Here is a 21,562-nt window from a genome sequence, read left to right as displayed (position 1 = left end):
CTACCTTAACACCATTATTAAATAAGTTGATATCACACTAATACCAATTAACATTGTAAATGCATAAAATCTTGTATTTGCATTTTGCATCTTTGCAATATAATGCCCACTTCTAATAAAGCCTCGTGAGAGTCCCATCACTATTTTATCTATAAAATGAACATCTATTTTATATGATATAAAGATACTTAATTGTTTTATTTTATGGACAATTAACGTATCATATATTTCATCAATATAAAATTTATTCCAAACAATTCCAGTAAAAATTGGTACTTCTTTCATATCATACATGTAAAACTTTTTATACGCAATAAAGATACCAAGAAGTGCTGCAAAAATATTTATTACCATAAGTATTATCTCTGTACTGTGTGTTACATGTAAAGAACTATTTTTCCAATTTCCTAACCAACTGCCTATCAAGTTTTCTCCACCCAGCAATTCTGGGATTCCAATAAACCCTGCTAATATTGAACCAATAGCTAAAATAACTAAAGGAGTAGTCATACTTTTTGGTAAAAAATGAAGCTTTTTATCTTCTTTATAATTTTTACCATAAAACACAACAAATAAAAGTCTAAACATATAATAAGCTGTTAAGATAGCTGTAAAAACACCAATAATCCAAAGTAAGTATTCTCCTGAACTAAACGCTGTAAGTAAAATCTCATCTTTACTAAAAAATCCTGCAAAAGGAGGGATTCCAGATATAGCAAGTGTTGCTATTAGCATAGTAAAATAAACTAAAGGAGTTTTTTTCTTCATACCACCCATTTTAAATATATTTTGTTCATGATGAAGAGCTACTATAACTGCTCCTGCACCCATAAAAAGAAGTGCTTTAAAAAATGCATGTGTAAATACATGAAAAATTCCTACACTGTACCCACCAAGTCCAACTGCTATAAACATATAACCTAATTGTGACATAGTAGAGTATGCTAGTATTTTTTTAATATCTGTCTGTTTTGTTGCGATTATCGCAGCAAAAAGCGCAGAAATTGCACCAACATAAGCTATAAAAAGTCCTACATGAGGAATCAAATCATATAAAAAATGAAATCGTGCAACCATGTAAACACCTGCTGTTACCATAGTAGCAGCATGAATAAGTGCTGAAACAGGTGTAGGCCCTGCCATAGCATCAGGTAACCAAACAAACAAAGGTATTTGTGCTGATTTTCCTATCGCTCCAACAAATAAAGAAAAACCTATAAAAGTTAATACTGGAACTGGTACACTAAGCAAACTTTCTTTTAAATTAAGAAAATCAAAACCATTACTTCCTGCATAATAAAACATAGTAACCATAGCTACAATAAAGCCAAAATCACCTACACGATTAGCAATAAAAGCTTTATTTCCTGCTTTTACATTTTCTCCATCTTCATAATAATAGCTAATTAAAAGATAGGATGAAAAACCAACACCTTCCCAACCCATAAACATAATAATAGGACCATGTCCTAAAACTAAAAGTAACATTGAAGCTAAAAAGAAATTAAAATAAAAAAAGAATTTTCCATAGCCCTTATCATCTTTCATATAACCAGATGCATAAATATGAATTAACCACCCTACAAAAGTAATAAATAAAACCATAAAAATTGACAATTTATCTGCCATAAACCCCATATCTATGTCATATCCATCTATTTCTAGCCATCTATATGCTTTATATAAAAATATTTCATCATTACCAATCATTTGAAGAAAAAATGAAAATCCCAATAAAAAACTCAAAAGTGGTGCACTTAAGCCAAATAATGAAAAAACAAAATTAGGAACTCTTGCTACTTTAATTGAGTATAAATACATAACACCAATAATAAAAGAACTTATAAAAGGTATTAATACAATCCATGCCAATAAAAAATTACTCATGGGAATCCTTTTGGCTCAAAATCGTAAATATATCAGAATTTAATGATTTTTTTCTTCTATATAAAACAACAATTAAAGATAAAAAGACCGCAGCTTCTGCTGCTGCAATGGCTATAATTATCATTGCTATAACTTGAGGTTGCATAGACTCATAATATCTTCCAAGGCTAACAAATATTAAATTTATAGCATTTAACATTAACTCTATAGACATATAAATTACAAATATATTTTTTCTACTCACTACTCCTAAAAATCCAATAGAAAACAGTATCATAGCGAGTGTTATATACGCAAGAAGCGAATCAATCATTAGCTTTCTCCTTTCTTGCATATACTACAGCTCCAATGAGAGCTGCTAAAAGAAGCATTGATATCAGCTCAAACGGCACTAACCAACTTCTAAAAAGCTCCATTCCAAAATCATTGATTGAGCCAAAATCTTTTCCCAAAATATGCATTGGTTTACTAGGAAGTGTATAAAAAGCTTTAAGAACTAGTATATTAAAAGGTAAAAGAAGAGCCGCTCCTATAAAAATAGTAGTCATTTTGTTAGGTTCACTTGGTAAATTATCATCCTTGATATTTAAAAACATTATAATAAACAAAAGAAGTGTTATGATAGCTCCTGCATATATAATTATTTGAACCATAAACAAAAAAGGTGCACTCAAAAGTGCAAATACCCCTGCAAGTGCAAGAATTGTCACTATAAGGCTTAATGCAGAATAGATAGTTTGAGAAAAAAGTATCATTCCCATAGCCCCACTAATAGCAATAATAGATAAAACTATAAATATTATATCTATCATTTTTTACCACCTTTCATAGGTTTGTGTGATAAAAGAGTATCTATGTCAACAACAAAATCTTCTCTTTTTTCTTTTACGAAACTAAAAATACCTGTATCCATACGAATGGCATCACAAGGACAAGCTTCAACACAACCTCCACAAAATACACACTCTAAAAGATCTATGCTAAATTTTTTTGGCATTTTTTCATCGACGTTATCTTCTCTCTCAGTTGCTTCTATAAAAATACATTCAGCAGGACAGGCAGTAGAGCACATAAAACAAGCAACGCATCTAACAGAGTCATCTTCTCTTTTTGTTAGCCTATGTACCCCTCTATATCTTTCAGTAATATCTTTAGGTTGTTCTTCAGGATAATTAAGTGTTTGTATATTAGACGTATCTTTTAAATTTGTAAAAAAATGAGAAAAAGTAACTTTTAATCCACCTACAATTGCAGGAAGATACATTTTTTCTTTTAAACTTTTACCATGTCTTGGGACAACTTTTATACCCATGCTAAACTCCTAAGACCACTACAACTATAGCTGTAATAAATATATTCATTAAAGCTATTGGTAAAAGTATTTTCCAACCCAAATTTTGTAACTGATCATATCTAAATCTAGGAAGTGTCCATCTAACCCATATAAATACAAAATTCATCATATATAGCTTTACAAAAAATGTTATTATTTGTAAAATAGCTACACAGATGTTCAGCCCATTTTGACTTAGTCCAAAAACAAAATATCCCACCGCTAAAGCAATAAGCACTACATTTATGCCTATTAAAATATTAATTAGCCATTTTGCTTCCATATTTCTTGCATCATCTGCTTGAGGCCATATATTATTTTTTTTAATCCATTTAGAAAAATAAAAACTTATAATTGGTAATACTACAACAATAGTAATAATCACAAAATCAAAATATTCTTTCAAAGCTACAGTATTTAACCAGGGAATTTGATAACCACCAAAGAACAGAGTAACAATTAATGCACTTGCTGCACACATTGCTACATATTCACCTACAAAAAACAGTCCAAATCTCATAGCACTGTATTCTGTATGAAATCCACCCACTATTTCACTCTCACCCTCAGCTATATCAAATGGTGCACGATTTGTTTCGGCAAAAGAAGTTATGATAAATAAAATTGCAGCAAGCGGTTGAATAATAACTCCCCAAGCTGGAATAAAACCAAAAATTAGTTCTCCTTGAAATCGAACCATATCTCCTAAATGAACAGAACCATATACTATTAAAATAGAAATAAGCGATAAACCCATCGCTGCTTCATAACTAACCATTTGTGCAGCAGCTCTTATTCCACCTAATAATGAATATTTATTGTTACTTGCCCAACCACCCAAAATAATTCCATATACACTAAGTCCTGCAAAGGCTAAAAACCAAAGTATTCCTAAATCAAAAGGTAATCCTTGCATCATAAAAGTTTGATTCCCAATAGTTAAATCATCTGCAAAAGGAATCACCATGTATGTAAGATATGCTGTTGCAAAAACTATCATTGGTGCCATAGTAAAAAACATTTTTTCTTTAATAGAATTTGGTCTATAATCTTCTTTAAAAACCAGTTTTAACATATCTGCAAATGATTGAATCAAGCCACCTAGTCTTACTCCACCAATATTACATCTATTTGGTCCTAATCGATCTTGAATAAAACCAGCAACTCTTCTTTCCATCCAAACAAGAATAGGAGCCGAACCTAAAGATAAAAGAAGAGAAATAACAATATTAATTACAATAACACTTATTAAAACACTATTCATGACTCATCCATTTTCACAGAGCGTTTTTGTATATCTTCAAAATGAATATTTTTAATAATTTTATTCAAACTTTCATCCCAAATTTCTTTACATGTAGTTGCATTATCATTTAAAAGGATTGATATAATTTGTAATAAACTTTGAGTCTCTTTTGCATATTCAACATTTGATTTACTAAATTGTAAATACCCATCTATATTTATAAAAGAGCCTTGACGACTTGTATGTGTTAACATTGGTAGGTATAAATTATATATGTCGTTATCTTTTGGCATAGATGGATGAACAAGAACTTTTACCTCAATCTGCTCATAATTTTTAATTGTTTCTATATCATCTCTTCCAATAAGAACAGCCAAATCAATATTTTCTACTGATTCACCTAATTCACTTTCATCAATATCTAAAAGATTCAATCCTCTCCTATTGGTTGATAAATCATTGCATTTAAGATAATCATCACCAAATGTTTTATCATATTCACAAATATCATAACCGCTTAATTTAGCACCATATTTAATAGATAATTTTTTTACTTGTGCCATTTCTTCTAAAGAAAGAGAAGGAGAAATTAAAAATAAAATTTTTCCTTGATGTCTTTTTAAAAGCCGTAAAAGTTTACCACTTGCATACTCATACTCACTCTCTTTACCTCTTATTTTAGCAACTGATTCTCTATTTTTATTCTCTACTTTATAACTGAGTCTACCAACATCACAGATAAAATATCCATTTATTTGATCATTAAATCTTGGCCTATATCTAAAAATAGAATCATCTTCATATTTAGCTTTATGATGATCTACATATATAGAACAACCTTTTGAACAGCCATTGCAAATTGCTTCAGCTGGCTCTAAAAACCATACTCTTTTATGAAATCTAAAATCTTTACTTGTAAGCGCTCCAACAGGACATAAGTCTACTACATTCATTGCGTATGGATTTGATAAGGGACGTCCTGGGAATATACTAATTACAGAGTGGTCTGTTCTATTTAAAACACCCAACTCTTTTGTTTTTGTGATATCTTTTGTGAATCTAACACAACGGGTACATAATACACAACGTTCTTGATCTAATACTACATTAGCACCAATATCTATATTTTTTTTTCCATGTGTTTTAGGAGTACTAAGCCTATTCTCATATAACCCAACATCCATATAGTAATTTTGTAATGAACACTCACCAGCTTGATCACAGATAGGACAATCAATAGGATGGTTTATTAACTCCATCTCCAAAATTTGTCTTTTTACTTTTTGGATTTTTTCACCTTTTGTACGAATAATCATACCTTCAGTTATAGGAGTGTCACAGGCGATTTGTGGTCTTTTTTTACCTTCTATTTCAACCATGCACATACGACAATTTCCATCTTTTCCCAAAGCTGGATGATAACAAAAATGAGGAATCTCAATACCATTCTTTAGCAATTCTTCAATAAGTAATGCGCCATTTTCAACTGTAATTTCTTTATTATCAACTATGATGGTTGCCATATGTTCAGTAATCCTTAGAAGGAAATTGATATAATTTTACTCCTATCTTTCTTTAAAGTAGCTGTCATATAAATGACACATAGTGTTTTTTAATAGGAATAAAAGGTTAGAAAAGCAAATAATTTTTTATAAAAGTAGTGGTGTCCCGAATGCGATTCGAACGCATGGCCTCTTGATTAGGAATCAAGTGCTCTATCCAGCTGAGCTACCGGGACATATAAAATATATACAAAAAAAAAGCCAGATACACAAAAAGTGTATCTGGCTAAGAGTCAATATAGATTTAAATTATCCATTTCTCTTTTTGATAATTTCTTCAGCAACATTCTTAGGAACTTCTTCATAATGATCAAATTCCATAGAATAAGAAGCACGACCTTGAGTCTGACTTCTTAAATCAGTTGAGTAACCAAACATTTCTGAAAGTGGGCAGAATGCATTAACAATCTTATTTCCACTTCTATCTTCCATTGAATTTATTTGTCCACGTCTTCTATTAAGGTCACCAATAACATCACCCATAAAATCTTCAGGAGTTTCAACTTCTACTTTCATCATAGGTTCAAGAATAATAGCATTTGCATTTCTAGCACCTTCTTTGAAACCCATAGAAGCAGCAAGTTTAAATGCCATTTCAGATGAATCAACATCATGGTAGCTTCCATCATAAAGTGTTACTTTAACATCTTCAACAGGATAACCAGCTAATACACCACCTTGCATTGCTTCAATACAACCTTTTTCAACAGCTGGAATAAATTCTCTTGGAACAGATCCACCTTTAATTGCATTAACAAATTCAAAACCAGAACCCGCTTCCATTGGATCAAGTTTAAGATAAACATGACCATACTGTCCACGACCACCAGATTGTTTAGCATATTTGTATTCTTGCTCAACACTCTTTTTAATTGTTTCTCTATAACTAACTTGAGGTTGCCCTACTTCAGCATCTACTTTAAATTCTCTCATCATTCTATCAACTAGAATTTCAAGATGTAATTCACCCATACCTGAAATAATAGTTTGTCCACTATCTTCATCAGTTTCAACTCTAAAAGAAGGATCTTCTTGAGCTAGTTTTTGAAGTGCAACACCCATTTTTTCTTGATCAGCTTTTGTTTTTGGCTCAACTGCAACAGAAATAACTGGATCTGGAAAGTCCATTCTTTCTAAAATTACTTTATCTTTTTCACCTGTTAGTGTATCACCTGTTAGTGTATCTTTAAGACCAACAACAGCACCTATTTCACCAGCATAAAGTGTTTTAATTTCTTCTCTTTTATTTGCATGCATTTTAAGAAGACGACCAACTCTCTCTTTTTTCTCTTTTGAGCTGTTATACGCATAACTACCGCTATCTAAACTACCACGGTAAACTCTAACAAATGCAAGTTGCCCAACAAATGGATCTGTCATAATTTTAAATGCTAATGCAGCGAAATCGCCATCATCACTTGATTCTACAACACACTCTTTTCCATCTTCATATTCACCCTTGATTGCATGAACTTCAGTTGGAGAAGGCATATAATCTACAACTGCGTCAAGTAAAGGCTGAACACCTTTATTTTTAAATGCAGTTCCACAAAGCATAGGAATAAAAGTCATTGCATGACAACCAGCTTTAATACCAGCAGCAATTTCTTCATTAGTTAATTCTTCACCCTCTAGAAATTTTTCCATAAGTGCATCATCTGTCTCAGATACTGCTTCAACCATTCTATCTCTATATTCATTTGCTTTTTCTACTAAATCAGCTGGAATTTCTTGCTCTTCATAAGCAGAACCCATTGCAGCTTCATCTTCCCACATTAGTGCTTTCATTTTAACTAAATCTACAACACCTTTAAAGTTCTCTTCAGCTCCAATAGGAATCTGAATAGGAATTGGTGTTGATTTTAGTCTTGTTTTAATTTGTTTTTCAACTTCATAAAAATCTGCACCTGTACGGTCCATTTTATTAACAAAAACCATTCTTGGTACTTCGTATCTATTTGCTTGTCTCCAAACTGTTTCAGATTGAGGTTGAACTCCACCAACTGCACAAAAAACTGCAACAGCACCATCAAGAACACGCATAGATCTTTCAACTTCAATAGTAAAGTCAACGTGACCCGGAGTGTCAATAATGTTTATTTGGTGATTTCTCCATTCACAAGTTGTAGCAGCTGAAGTAATTGTAATACCACGCTCTTTTTCTTGTTCCATCCAATCCATTGTTGCAGCACCATCATGTACTTCACCAATTTTATGTGAAATTCCTGTATAGAATAAAATTCTTTCTGTTGTAGTTGTTTTACCTGCATCAATATGAGCAGCAATACCAATGTTTCTTACTTTTTGTATAGGATGACTTCTTGCCATAATTATTTCCTTGAGTTTATAATCTCTTACGAGAAAGAGAGAGGGAGGGACATTTGTTTTACAAACATCCCAAACACCATCTTACCAACGATAGTGAGCAAAAGCTTTATTAGCTTCAGCCATTTTATAAGTATCTTCTTTTTTCTTAAATGTTGCACCACGACTATTTGCAGCGTCTAATAACTCATTAGCTAGTCTTTCAACCATAGTTCTTTCGCTTCTTTTTCTAGCAAATGATACTATCCAACGCAATGCAAGAGCTTGTTGTCTAACTGGACGTACTTCAATAGGTACTTGGTAAGTTGCACCACCAACTCTTCTACTTTTAACTTCCATTACTGGTTTTACATTTTCAATAGCAGCTTCAAATATTTCAATACCTTTTTGGTTTTCACTTCTTTGTTCTGCTAACTCAACAGCACCATAAAAAACTTTTGCTGCTGTACTTTTTTTACCATCTAACATAAGATAATTAATAAACTTAGTTACGATTTTGTTATTATAGATAGGATCAGCTAATACTTCTCTTACCTGTGCTTTTCTTCTTCTCATTTATAAAATCCTTCAAATTTTAAAATTTTACTCAAATGTTACCAAATCAAGGGGTAACACCTGTTTTAGCAAAAATTATTTAGGTCTCTTAGTACCGTATTTACTTCTTGCAACTTTTCTATTAGCAACACCAGCAGTATCAAGTGCACCACGAACGATATGATACTTAACACCTGGTAAATCTTTGATTCTACCGCCACGAACTAAAACAATTGAATGCTCTTGTAAGTTATGGCCTTCACCACCGATATAACTAATTACTTCAAATCCACTAGTTAATCTAACTTTTGCAACTTTTCTTAAAGCCGAGTTAGGTTTTTTTGGAGTTGTAGTATAAACTCTTGTACAAACACCTCTTCTTTGAGGACACTTATCAAGTGCTGGTGATTTTGATTTTTTAATCACCTTTTTTCTGTTGTTTCTTACCAATTGGTTGATAGTTGGCACGATTTTTCCTTAATTATTTAATTTCTCCTTGTATTTAGACTAATCCAAACACAATTCCTCTTACTAAAGCTTCACATATCATGAAAACTTTTACTGCTATTTATCGATTTTTAAGTAATTACATAAAATATCGATTCACTAAAAAATACTGTACTAATGTGTAAATAGATTTTAGAGAACCGATATTTTACTTAAATTTAGATTAAATAAAGATTAAGTTAAGGGAAACCCCTTAACTTAACTCTCTTCCTCATCTAATTCTAAAATCATTTTTTTCTTTTGGTATAAACCTGTTCCAACAGGAATCATACGTCCTAGAATAACATTTTCTTTTAAATCTTCAAGCATATCCATCTTACCAGCAATACTAGCTTCTGTTAAAACTTTTGTAGTTTCTTGGAATGAAGCAGCTGAGATAATACTATCACTACCAATTGCTGCACGAGTTACACCTAAAAGTGTTGGCTCAGCAATTGAAGGTTCTCCACCCATAGTCATAATACGCTCATTTTCTTCTCTAAATTTACGACGGCTAATTAAATCACCAACTATAAATTTAGTATCTCCACTATCTACTATTTTAACTTGACGCAACATTTGAGATACAATAACTTCAATATGCTTATCACTAATTGCAACACCTTGTGAACGATAAACTTGCTGAATTTCACTAATTATGTAACGATGAAGTTCTTTTTCACCCATAATTCTTAAAATATCATGACTAGAAACAACACCTTCAGTTAAGTGCTCTCCTGCATGTACAAATTCACCTGTACTAACATGAATTGGTATATTCTTGTTAACAAGGTACTCTGCACTTGTTCCATCTTCTGCATCAATAATGATTCTCTCTTTAGAACGAAGTGGTTTTCCAAATCTAATTGTTCCATCAATTTCGGCAATTACAGTTGCATTTTTAGGACGTCTTGCTTCAAAAAGTTCACTTACTCTTGGAAGACCCCCTGTAATATCGCTTGATCTTGTAGCAGCTTTTGGTGTACGTCCAATGATATCAGCTATATTAATAGTTGCTCCATTTTGTACAAAAATAGCTGTTTTAGGTTCAAGTAAATACTTAATAATTTCACCATTTTCTGTAGCAATAACAATTGTTGGTTTAGTGCCACTTGGTAAATACTCATTAATAACAAGTTTACTCTCACCAGTGATTTCGTCAAACTGCTCTGCAGCTGTATATCCTGGTTCAATATCTTCAAATGCTACAACACCAGATACTTCTGCAATAACAGGAGTTGAATATGGATCCCATTCTGCAACTACCATTTGTTCATTTGAACTTGGTTTTGCAATAACACTCTTTGATTCTACTTCTGTATTATCATCAATTTCAATAATAGAGTTTCTAGGAATATAATGACGAACTGCTTCTCTATCTTCAGCATCAGCGATAACAGCAAAAAGCCCTTTTTCTTCTACTAACTGGCCTTTTTTAACTTCTTTATAACGATCTAGATAATCACCTACTAGTTGATAATATTTTACTGTTCCATTTGCACCTGATGAAATCTTTTGTACAACAGGGTCACCATTTTTTGCTCTTAATTCACTAGCATATGGTATACGATTAGGAACATTCCATCCATCTTTTATAACTTCAACAATACTCTCATTTTCATCAACAGTATCTCCACTATTATAAGGAATATAAAACTTACCCTCTACTTTACCACTTACACCAGCTAACTCATTCGGTTTTGCTAAATTATTTTTTCTAAAACTATATTTAACATTTTCACTATCACCTTTAATAGTAATAATAATCTCTTCATGAGCATGGTCAATATCGATAACACCTGAAATTGGCGTTTTTATCTTAGGCTCAACAAGTAAAATTGCCGCATTTCTACGATTCGATACAATTGTTTTACCATCTTTAGTTTGATAAGTTTTAATATTATAATATCTAATAAAACCTTCTTTTTGTGCTATTACTTGTCTATCTTGTGCTTCAGTTGACGCTGTACCACCAATATGGAATGTTCTTAGTGTCAGCTGTGTACCAGGCTCACCAATTGATTGTGCTGAAATAATACCTACAGCTTCACCAGGACGAACAAGTGTACCTTCACCAAGATTAATACCATAACACTTCGCACAAACACCTTTTTTAGCTTTACATGTAATAGGTGTTCTAATTGTAACAGATTTAATTTCTGCTTCTTTTAATGATAACGCTTTTTCTTCATCAATTAAAGTTCCTTCAGTAAAAAGAACTTCATTTGTAATAGAATCAATTACATCTTCAGCAAGAACTCTACCATGTGCTCTATCATCAAGTGACTCAATTAAATCACCACTATGAGTAATTTCTGTGATTTCAACACCTTCATGTGTACCACAATCATCCATAGTAACTTTAACATTTTGTGCAACATCAATCAGTTTTCTTGTCAAATAACCAGCATTCGCTGTCTTAAGCGCAGTATCCGCAAGACCTTTTCTAGCACCATGCGTCGAAATAAAGTACTCAAGTACATTTAGACCTTCACGGAAGTTAGAAATAATTGGTGTTTCAATAATTGAACCATCTGGCTTAGCCATAAGACCACGCATACCAGCAAGCTGACGAATTTGAGCTGCAGAACCACGAGCTCCAGAATCTGCCATCATATAGATAGAGTTAAATCCATCTTTATCACTTTCTGTTAATTTCATCATTTCTGATGCTAAATCATTATTTGTGTCTGTCCAAATATCAATAATTTTATTATAACGCTCTTGTTCAGTTAAAAGACCTGAACTATACTGTTTTTGAATCTCTTTAACTTTTTTCTTTGCTTCTGCAACTTTTGCTACTTTTGTTTCAGGAACTTTAATGTCATCAATTGAAACAGAAATCCCTGCATCAGTTGCATATTTAAAACCAAGGTTTTTTAAATTATCTAAGAACTCAGCAGTTACAGATAAACCACCTTCTTTAAATACATAATCAACTAAAGCACCAATTTTTTTCTTTTTCATAACAGTATTCCAAAATTCTTCTGGAACAAACTCTGGTAAAATTGATTTAAGAATTAATCTACCAGCAGTTGTAAACAAAGTTCTTCCATCTATTACTGTTTTTATTTTTGCATGTGCTTCTAAATATCCAGCTTCCATTGCTATTATAACTTCATCAACATTAGCGAAGATTTTATTAGAACCTTTTGCACCAATTTTTTCTAATGAAAGATAATAAAGACCAAGTACCATATCTTGTGTTGGAACTGTAATCGCTTTACCACTTGCTGGAAGTAAGATATTCATAGAACTTAGCATCAATACTTTACACTCTGCGATTGCTTCATGACTTAAAGGCACGTGAACAGCCATCTGATCCCCATCAAAGTCGGCATTAAATGCTGAACATACAAGTGGGTGAAGACGAATTGCTTTACCTTCAATAAGTACTGGATGGAATGCTTGAATCGATAACTTATGAAGCGTTGGTGCACGATTTAGCATAACAGGGTGATCTTTAACCACTTCTGCTAAACATTCCCATACTTCATTTGTTTTCTCTTCTATTAACTTCTTCGCTTGTTTAATAGTTGTTGCATACCCTTTTTCTTCAAGACTTGCAAGTAAATGTGGTTTAAAAAGTTCCAATGCCATTAGCTTTGGAAGACCACATTGGTCCATCTTTAAATTTGGTCCAACAACAATTACAGAACGACCACTAAAGTCAACACGCTTTCCAAGTAAATTTTGACGGAAACGTCCTTGTTTACCTTTAATTATTTCAGAAAGTGATTTTAAAGGACGCTTATTAGCTCCTTTAACAGCATTTGCACGACGACCATTATCAAATAGTGCATCTACTGCTTCTTGAAGCATTCTCATCTCATTACGGATGATAATTTCAGGAGCATCAAGTTCCATCAATCTTTTTAATCTAGAGTTTCTATTAATTACTCTTCTATAAAGATCATTTACATCACTTACAGCAAATTTTCCACCATCTAGTGAAACAAGAGGTCTTAAATCTGGTGGAAGAACTGGTAATATAGTTATCATCATCCACTCAGGACGATTACCACTATTTAAAAATGCTTCAACAATTTTCAATCTTTTTACAATTGTTTTTTTCTTTGCTTCAGAATTTGTTATACCCATCTCTTCTTTTAGAGTTGCTAAAATTTCAATAAGATCTAAATCAGCTAAAAGTTCTTTAACAATTGTACCACCCATGTTTGCTTCGAAGCCAGTATGCTCAAATCTTTGATTTAAAGATTGATATTGTTCTTCATTTAAAACATCATACTTTTCAACTTTTTTTGTGTTTTCAGTATCATAAAATGCATCACCTGAAGCTTTAACAATATATGCTTCATAGTATAGTACGCGTTCAAGATCTTTCATCTTGATTCCAAGAAGCGTACCAATTCTACTAGGTAGTGAATTAACATACCAAATATGTGCAACTGGAGCTACTAATTCTATATGTCCCATACGTGAACGACGAACTTTAGTACTTGTTACTTCAACTCCACATTTTTCACATTTTACGCCTTTATAACGCATTTTTTTATATTTACCACAAAGACATTCATACTCACGAACTGGTCCAAAAATCTTTGCACAAAAAAGACCGTCACGTTCTGGTTTAAGCGTACGGTAATTTATTGTTTCTGGTTTTTTAACTTCTCCATAACTCCAAGAACGAATCTTTTCAGGACTAGCCAGTCTTAATTGAAACGCTTTAAAGTCTCTAGGTCTGCTCTCTTCATGAATTTCAATTGGTACTAGATTCTTCATTCTCTTCCACCTTGTCATAAATCTCTACATCTAAAGCCAATGACTTCAACTCATTTGTTAATACAAAAAATGTTTCTGGTATACCTGTTGGAGGAATACTTTCCCCTCGAGTAATTGCTTTATACGCAGCAATTCTACCTTCTACATCATCAGATTTTACTGTTAACATCTCTCTTAAAGTATGTGCTGCACCATATGCTTCAAGTGCCCATACTTCCATCTCACCAAATCTTTGTCCACCAAATAGTGCTTTACCACCAACTGGTTGTTGTGTTACTAGTGAGTATGGTCCTGTACTTCTTGCATGAACTTTTTCGTCAACTAAGTGATGAAGTTTAAGCATATACATGTAACCTACATTAACACGCTCTTTCATTTTATCACCAGTTTTACCATCGTAAAGTTCGCACTTTCCATCCATATCTATTTTTGCTAATTCAAATAATTTAGCAAATTCTTCTGCGTTTGTACCTTCAAATACAGGAGCGGCAAATTTAACACCTTTACTCCAATCTCTTGCATAAACTAAAAGTTCATCATCACTTAAAGCATCAACAAAAGCTTTTGCATTCATAAGTTTTGCAACATCTGCAATTCTTATCATAGTTTCACGTAAATCTTTAATCCAGTTACCTTTTTTCTCTTCAAAGATATCTGTAATTTGATTTCCTAAACGCTTACCGACTAAACCTAAATGTACCTCAAGAATTTGTCCAATATTCATACGACTTGGAACACCAAGTGGATTAAGAACAATTTCTACACTCTCACCTGTTTTTAGGTAAGGCATATCAACTTCTTCAACGATATTAGAAACGATACCTTTATTACCATGACGACCAGCCATTTTATCACCAACTTTTAGCTTACGCTTTGTTGCGATATAAACTTTTACTAGTTTTACTACACCACTTGGTAAAATATCATCTTTTTCAATAACATTTAATTTGTCATCATGCTCTTCTTTTAACTTTTTCTTTTCTGCTTGAAAATAAGCTTTTAAGTTTTTATAATCATTTTGTACTTCATTTGAAAATGCTTTTACAATAGCATTTAATGAAAAACGGTTTACATGTTCTAAATCGCAAGGATTAATAGTATCGCCTTTTTTATAAGCTACTTTATTAACTTCTTGTTCTTCATTAAGAGTATTTTTAGATAATAAAGAGTTGATTTGCAACATCTCTTCACGATCCAACATAAGTAGTTTATCGTGATGTTCTCTATCTAAAATCTCTTTTTCTTCTTCATAAGCTTGAATTGCACGAGGATCTTTATCATATCCTTTTTTTGTAAATATTTTAACATCTACAATAACACCTTCCATAGATGGAGAAGCATACATAGATTTATTTACAACGTGACCAGCTTTTTCACCAAAGATTGCACGAAGTAGTCTCTCTTCTGGTGTAGGTTTAACTTCACCTTTAGGAGATACTTTTCCTACTAAAATCATTCCTGGTTTAATATAAGTACCAATCTTAACAATACCACTATCATCAAGATGAGCTAAATCTTCTTCTTTAACATTAGGAATATCTTTAGTAATCTCTTCAACACCGTCTTTAAGTTCTCTAGCTTCAATCTCTTTTTCATAGGTATGAACACTTGTAAATGCATCGTTTCTTATCATCTTTTTACTAAGAACAATAGCATCTTCAAAGTTATAACCATTCCATGGCATAAATGCAACCATTACATTTTTACCAATTGCAAGCTCACCCATATCCATACTAGGACCATCAGCGATTACATCGCCTTTTTCAATCTTAGCGCCTTGTTGGACGATAACTTTTTGAGTAAATGTTGTATTTTGGTTAGTTCTTAAGTTCTTTTGTAATCCATAATGATCTATAAAAGCACCATTTTCATCTTCACCTAAAATATATACATTTTTATTATCTACTTTTTCAACAATACCAGATCTTCTTGCCTTAATAGATGCCCAAGCATCACGAGCAGAAGTAGCTTCAACACCCGTTCCTACCATTGGAGCATCTGTCCAAACTAATGGAACAGCTTGACGTTGCATGTTTGAACCCATAAGTGCACGGTTGGCATCATCATGCTCAAGGAAAGGAATCAATGAAGCTGCAACACCAGCAATCATTCCTGAAGATAAATCAATTAAATCAACTTTTTCTTTTTCAATAAGAATAATCTCACCATCTACTCTAGCTTCAATTAAATCTTCAACTATTTTATCATTTTCAACAACAGTAGAAGCTGGTGCGATTACCAAACCTTCTTCTTGAGTTGCAGTAATATAAACAATTTCATCTAAAATTTTAGAATCTTTTACTTTTCTATATGGTGCTTCAACAAAACCTAGCTCATTCACTTTAGAATACATTGCTAAAGTATTAATAAGACCAATATTTTGTCCCTCAGGAGTTTCTACTGGACAAATTCTACCATAGTGAGTAGGATGAACGTCACGTACTTCAAATCCCGCTCTCTCTTTTACAAGACCACCTTCACCAAGTGCAGAAAGTCTTCTTTTATGAGTAATTTCACTTAATGGATTTGTTTGGTCCATAAATTGTGAAAGCTGTCCACTTGAAAAGAATTCCATAATAGTACTAGTAATCATTTTTGAATTAATCAAATCATGAGGCATAAGCTCTTCAGTACCACCACTAAGTCCAGTGAATTTATCTCTGATAGCTTTTTGCATTTTGATTAAACCCGTATGAAGTTCATTTGAAAGAAGCTCACCAATTGATCTAATACGTCTATTACCTAAGTGATCTCTATCATCAATATGGCCTTGACCATTCTTAACATTAATCAAATATTTAACAGTTCTAATAATATCTTCACTTGTCATGATAGTTACAAATTCAGGAACATCAAGACCAAGTTTATGATTCATTTTCATACGACCAACTTTCGTTAAGTCATATCTTTCAGAATTAAAGAATAGATCATTAAAGAATGACTTAGCTGCCTCTTTTGTTACAGGCTCACCAGGTCTCATTACTTTATAAATTCTGATAGTTGCTAAATCATTTTCATCTTCAATACCTTCAGTTTGACGTAAAAGTTTTAAAGTTTCATTATCTGCAATGAATGAATTAATAATAGCATCATCAACACCAGGTGCCAAATCATTTGCTATTTCAATTGTTTCACAACCTTGTTCAATCATTTTTGTTAATTTTGTTTCATCTAATTGTGTTAAAGTATCAAATAATACTTCTCCACTTTCATTATCAATAATAGGTGAAGATAAAAATCTATTGACTAAAGTTTCAACAGGGTATTCAATATATTTAACACCATCTTCTACTATTTTTTCTGCTTTTTTCTTAGTAAGTCTTTTACCCGCTGCAAGTAATAAATTACCATTTTCATCTTTAAGATCAAAATCTACTCTACCTACAAAATTTTCTGGTTCAAAATTCATTAAGAATTTATTATCTTTTATTTTTATATTTAAAACTGGGTAAAATAGTTTTAAAATATCTTGTTTACTATAACCTAATGCTCTAAAGAGTATTGTAATTGGTACTTTTCTACGTTTATTAATTCTAACAAATAAAGTATCTTTAGCATCATATTCAAAATATAACCATGATCCACGATCAGGAATGATTTGAGCAGTATAAATAAGTTTATTTACAACAGTTGAGCTCTCTTCTTCTTTGAAAATAACGCCAGGGCTACGGTGTAGTTGATTAACAACAACTCTTTCAACTCCATTAATAACAAAAGATGTTCTATCTGTCATTAGAGGAATTTCTCTTATAAATATTGCTTGTTCTTTAATGTCTTTAACACCGGCTTTTTCGCCAGTTTTTTCATCTTTATCCCACAATATAAGACGAATATTCATCTTAAGATTAACACTATAAGTTAATCCTCTGTCCATACATTCACGAACATTATATTTAGGTTTACCTATTTCAGAACCAATATACTCTAAAGAGAGTCTATTTTGTGGGTCATGGATAGGGAATATTGATTTAAAAACTTTTTCAATACCACTCTCTTCTGCAGGATTACCAACATTTAAAAAGTATTCATAACTTTTTTGTTGTAATTGTAGAAGGTTCGGTACATCAATCTTTCTTGGTACTTTGGAGAAATCTACTCTTAAGCGATTTCCAGATTTAAGGTTGTTTAACATGAGTCTACCTCGTGTAGTTGTTTAAAAGGAAAGTATTTTTGCTGTCATTATTGACAGCTTTTTTCACGACTAGTCTATTTTTACTTATTTTGTTGGGGAGCATACACTCCCCAATATTGCAAGTTTTGAAATTACTTAATTTCAGCTTTTGCACCAGCTTCTTCTAATTGCTTAGCAACTTCTTCAGCGTCTTCTTTAGATACACCTTCTTTAAGTGTAGTTGGAGCGCCTTCAACTGCTTCTTTTGCTTCTTTAAGTCCAAGACCTGTAATAGCACGAACAGCTTTAATAGCGTTAATTTTCTTAGCACCAGCGTCTACTAAAATTACGTCAAACTCAGTTTTTTCTTCAGCAGCAGCACCAGCATCTCCACCAGCACCACCAGCCATCATAACTGGAGCAGCAGATACACCAAACTTCTCTTCAAATTCTTTTACTAATTCACTTAATTCAAGTACACTTAGACCTGAAATATATTCTAATACGTCTTCTTTTGAAATTGCCATTTCATTTCCTATATATTTATTTCTTATTTTAAAGGGAATAAGTCCTTTAAAATTCTTCTTTCTAAAGCTAAGGCAAACGCCTTGAACTTAAGCCTAATTTTCTTTACATTAACAATCTGTTTCCTTTACATGTAAAAGGAATTATGCAGATTCTTCTTCTTTTTTTGCTCTAAGAGCATCAAGTCCGATAGTAAAGTTTGTAACAGGAGCCATCCAAGTTTGAAGTAACATTCCAATAAGCTCATCACGAGATGGCATTTTAGATAGTGCTTCAACAGTTGCAGCAGTTGCAATTTCACCAGCGATAAATGCTGTTTTAATAGCAAATATATCTGATTTTTCAGCAAATTTAGATACAACTTTTGTTACATTTAATTGATCTTCGCCCCAAACAAAAATGTTTGTGTCTTTAAGCTCAATTCCTTCAATGTCAGCATTTTTCATAGCAATACCTGCTAATGTGTTTTTGATTACTCTAACATTAACGCCCGCTTCTTTAGCAGCTATTCTAAGCTCTTCAAGCGCAGGTACGTTTAATCCTTTGTATTCACAAACAACTAATGCGTCGGAAGTTTTAAATTCTTCTGTTAGTGAACTAACAATTTCAACTTTTTCATTTCTAGTCAATTTTTTCTCCTTTCCGACCGGTGATTTCAAGTGGAGTTAAAAGTCTCCTTTTAAATTAAACCCTAAGGTCTCAACTATCTCCAATCAAGATTTTATTACATTTAAATTTTTTAGCTCGAAACTGTTCGAGCTAAATTTTAGATATCTATTTTATTATTTTAAATCTATTAATTCTTGGTTATCCATATTTATAGATGGACTCATTGTTAATGAAAGTGCCGCAGTTTTAATATATTTACCTTTTGACGAAGCAGGTTTTTGTTTGTTGATTGCTCTCATGAATGTCATAAAGTTATCAGTCAAACTCGCTTCATCAAAGCTTACTTTTCCAATTCCAGCATGAACATTACCTTGTTTATCAACACGGAAGTTTACTTGTCCACCTTTAGAATTTTCAACTGCTTTTGCTACATCCATAGTTACAGTACCTGTTTTAGGATTAGGCATAATACCTTTTGGTCCTAATATACGTCCTACTTTACCAACTAAACCCATCATATTAGGTGTAGCTATTAAAACATCAAAGTCAATTTTACCAGCTTGAATATCATCAATTAGTTCTTCTGCGCCAACTATGTCAGCACCAGCTGCTTTTGCTTCGTCTGCTTTTGCATCTTTTGCTACAACTGCAACTCTAACAGTTTTACCTGTTCCTGCTGGTAATACAACAGAACCACGTACCATCTGATCAGCATGTCTTGGATCAACATTAAGTTTTAATGCAATCTCAACCGTTTCATCAAATTTTGCTGAAGCTAAACTTTTTACTGTAGTTAAAGCTTCTGCTGCTGAATATTTTTTTTCAGCATCAACTTTTTTCAGTAGTTCCTGAAATCTTTTTGTTACTTTTGCCATTATCATCTCCGCACAATTTTGCTTCCGCTTTATACCCTAAGCGGTTAAGGGAAAAATTAATCTACTATTTCTACGCCCATACTTCTTGCAGAACCAGCAATAATTTTAGCTGCTTGTTCTTTATCATTAGTATTTAAATCAACAATTTTTTGCTCTACAATATCTAATACTTGAGCTTTTGTTAATGTTCCTACTTTATTTTTCAATGGGTTATCAGTACCTTTTTTGATACCTGATGCTTTTTTGATTAAATCAGTTGCTGGTGGTTGTTTTGTAATAAATGTAAAACTTCTATCTGCATAAACAGTAATAATAACAGGAATATTAAAACCCATCATATCTTTTGTTTTTTCGTTAAATGCTTTACAAAATTCCATAATATTAACACCTTTTTGCCCAAGAGCTGGACCAACTGGTGGTGATGGATTTGCTTTACCGGCAGCAATTTGTAATTTTATTTCGCCAGTTACTTTCTTAGCCATTTAAATATCCTTTAAACTATTTTTTCTACTTGTGAATAGAGTATCTCTACTGGTGTACTTCTACCAAAGATTAAAACATTTAATCTTAATTTTCCATGTTCCATATCATACTCTTCAACTGCACCCGTAAAGTTAGCGAATGGACCTTCTGTAATCCTAACGCTCTCTCCTGTTTCGAAGAAGATTTTTGGTTTTGGTGCACCTTTTTTCTCTGCTTTTTCTAAAATTAACTGAATATCTTTTTCACTTAATGGTGTAGGCTTTTTAGACTCACCAATAAAACGACCAACTTTAGGCAAAGATTGAATCATATGCCAAAGTCTTGTGTCAAGATCTAGATGTGCAAATGCATAACCAGGATAAAGACTTCTTTCAGTAATTTTTTTCTTACCATTTTTAACTTCAATCACATCTTCAGTCGGAACGATGATCTCTTTAAGTTTTTCCTCAATTGAGTTGTTAACAACAATCTCTTCGATTGCTCTTTTAACTGCTTGTTCACTTCCAGCATAAGTCTGGATTGCATACCATCTGTGATCCATAATATTCCTTATATCAATGAAGATAAAGAATATGACATAATCACATCAATTAGTGCAAGAAACAGTGATACCACAGTAACAACAACAAAAACAGATATAAAAGCATTTCTAATCTGTTCTTTAATTGGGAAAATAACTTTAGATAGCTCAGCTTTTGAATGATTATAATAAGTTACCAATTTTTCCATAATGTTTCACCTTGAATAGTGGCAGGGCAGGAGGGATTCGAACCCCCAGCACCTGGGTTTGGAACCCAGTGCTCTACCGTTGGAGCTACTGCCCTAATTATATTATTTCCCTCT

17 protein-coding genes and 2 tRNA genes are annotated in these 21,562 nt (G+C 32.4%); all 19 read right to left on the bottom strand.

Translation table 11 applies throughout. The annotated features are described in order from the left end of the window. The gene (nuoL, locus tag K354_RS0109505; protein ID WP_024955263.1) at nt 1-1,887 is read right to left on the bottom strand and encodes an NADH-quinone oxidoreductase subunit L; all 1,887 of its coding nucleotides are present in this window, start codon (nt 1,885-1,887) and stop codon (nt 1-3) included. After that, complete coding sequence (gene nuoK, locus K354_RS0109500) at nt 1,880-2,197, bottom strand: NADH-quinone oxidoreductase subunit NuoK (protein WP_024955262.1); 318 nt, start codon at nt 2,195-2,197, stop codon at nt 1,880-1,882. The genes nuoL and nuoK overlap by 8 nt, the downstream gene beginning before the upstream one ends. Beyond that, nucleotides 2,193-2,699 (bottom strand): NADH-quinone oxidoreductase subunit J family protein, encoded by a 507-nt coding sequence (locus K354_RS0109495; RefSeq protein WP_024955261.1) that lies wholly within the window; start codon nt 2,697-2,699, stop codon nt 2,193-2,195. The genes nuoK and K354_RS0109495 overlap by 5 nt, the downstream gene beginning before the upstream one ends. Beyond that, nucleotides 2,696-3,199, bottom strand: coding sequence for a NuoI/complex I 23 kDa subunit family protein (locus K354_RS0109490; RefSeq protein ID WP_024955260.1), 504 nt, complete (start codon nt 3,197-3,199; stop codon nt 2,696-2,698). The genes K354_RS0109495 and K354_RS0109490 overlap by 4 nt, the downstream gene beginning before the upstream one ends. 1 nt (nt 3,200) lies before the next feature. After that, nucleotides 3,201-4,484 (bottom strand): complex I subunit 1/NuoH family protein, encoded by a 1,284-nt coding sequence (locus K354_RS0109485; RefSeq protein ID WP_024955259.1) that lies wholly within the window; start codon nt 4,482-4,484, stop codon nt 3,201-3,203. After that, nucleotides 4,481-5,989 carry an NADH-quinone oxidoreductase subunit G gene (locus K354_RS0109480; RefSeq protein WP_024955258.1) on the bottom strand — a complete coding sequence of 503 codons (1,509 nt, stop codon included), beginning with the start codon at nt 5,987-5,989 and terminating at the stop codon, nt 4,481-4,483. Before K354_RS0109480 ends, K354_RS0109485 begins: the two co-directional genes overlap by 4 nt. Before the next feature lie 138 nt (nt 5,990-6,127). Further along, nucleotides 6,128-6,204 (bottom strand) — tRNA-Arg (locus K354_RS0109475). A 73-nt stretch (nt 6,205-6,277) separates the two neighbouring features. Beyond that, nucleotides 6,278-8,356, bottom strand: coding sequence for an elongation factor G (gene fusA / locus K354_RS0109470; RefSeq protein WP_024955257.1), 2,079 nt, complete (start codon nt 8,354-8,356; stop codon nt 6,278-6,280). Nucleotides 8,357-8,437: 81 nt separating this feature from the next. After that, nucleotides 8,438-8,908, bottom strand: a complete 471-nt coding sequence (rpsG, locus tag K354_RS0109465; RefSeq protein WP_024955256.1) for a 30S ribosomal protein S7 — start codon at nt 8,906-8,908, stop codon at nt 8,438-8,440. Between the two features lie 75 nt (nt 8,909-8,983). After that, entirely contained in the window at nt 8,984-9,355 is a 372-nt protein-coding gene (gene rpsL / locus K354_RS0109460; RefSeq protein ID WP_024955255.1) for a 30S ribosomal protein S12, read from the bottom strand. Nucleotides 9,356-9,592: 237 nt separating this feature from the next. After that, nucleotides 9,593-14,116: a DNA-directed RNA polymerase subunit beta' gene (rpoC, locus tag K354_RS0109455; protein WP_024955254.1), complete on the bottom strand. Its 4,524-nt coding sequence runs from the start codon at nt 14,114-14,116 to the stop codon at nt 9,593-9,595. Then, nucleotides 14,094-18,248 carry a DNA-directed RNA polymerase subunit beta gene (gene rpoB / locus K354_RS0109450; protein ID WP_024955253.1) on the bottom strand — a complete coding sequence of 1,385 codons (4,155 nt, stop codon included), beginning with the start codon at nt 18,246-18,248 and terminating at the stop codon, nt 14,094-14,096. The genes rpoC and rpoB overlap by 23 nt, the downstream gene beginning before the upstream one ends. Before the next feature lie 131 nt (nt 18,249-18,379). Then, entirely contained in the window at nt 18,380-18,754 is a 375-nt protein-coding gene (gene rplL, locus K354_RS0109445; protein WP_024955252.1) for a 50S ribosomal protein L7/L12, read from the bottom strand. Nucleotides 18,755-18,895: 141 nt separating this feature from the next. Beyond that, nucleotides 18,896-19,381, bottom strand: a complete 486-nt coding sequence (rplJ, locus tag K354_RS0109440; protein ID WP_024955251.1) for a 50S ribosomal protein L10 — start codon at nt 19,379-19,381, stop codon at nt 18,896-18,898. 153 nt (nt 19,382-19,534) lie between these two features. Continuing rightward, on the bottom strand, nt 19,535-20,236 hold the full coding sequence (rplA, locus tag K354_RS0109435; protein ID WP_024955250.1) for a 50S ribosomal protein L1: 702 nt from the start codon (nt 20,234-20,236) through the stop codon (nt 19,535-19,537). 56 nt (nt 20,237-20,292) lie between these two features. After that, nucleotides 20,293-20,718 carry a 50S ribosomal protein L11 gene (gene rplK, locus K354_RS0109430; RefSeq protein WP_024955249.1) on the bottom strand — a complete coding sequence of 142 codons (426 nt, stop codon included), beginning with the start codon at nt 20,716-20,718 and terminating at the stop codon, nt 20,293-20,295. Between the two features lie 11 nt (nt 20,719-20,729). Then, entirely contained in the window at nt 20,730-21,263 is a 534-nt protein-coding gene (gene nusG / locus K354_RS0109425; protein ID WP_024955248.1) for a transcription termination/antitermination protein NusG, read from the bottom strand. Nucleotides 21,264-21,268: 5 nt separating this feature from the next. Beyond that, nucleotides 21,269-21,448, bottom strand: coding sequence for a preprotein translocase subunit SecE (secE, locus tag K354_RS0109420; protein WP_024955247.1), 180 nt, complete (start codon nt 21,446-21,448; stop codon nt 21,269-21,271). 19 nt (nt 21,449-21,467) lie between these two features. Continuing rightward, a tRNA-Trp gene (locus K354_RS0109415) sits at nt 21,468-21,543 on the bottom strand. Between the last annotated feature and the right edge of the window lie 19 nt (nt 21,544-21,562).

Origin of the sequence: Sulfurospirillum arcachonense DSM 9755, assembly GCF_000597725.1 — a bacterium.
Classification (GTDB): domain Bacteria; phylum Campylobacterota; class Campylobacteria; order Campylobacterales; family Sulfurospirillaceae; genus Sulfurospirillum_A; species Sulfurospirillum_A arcachonense.
Note: the sequence above shows the minus strand (reverse complement) of the source record. Positions and strands in the feature narration are given on the sequence as shown.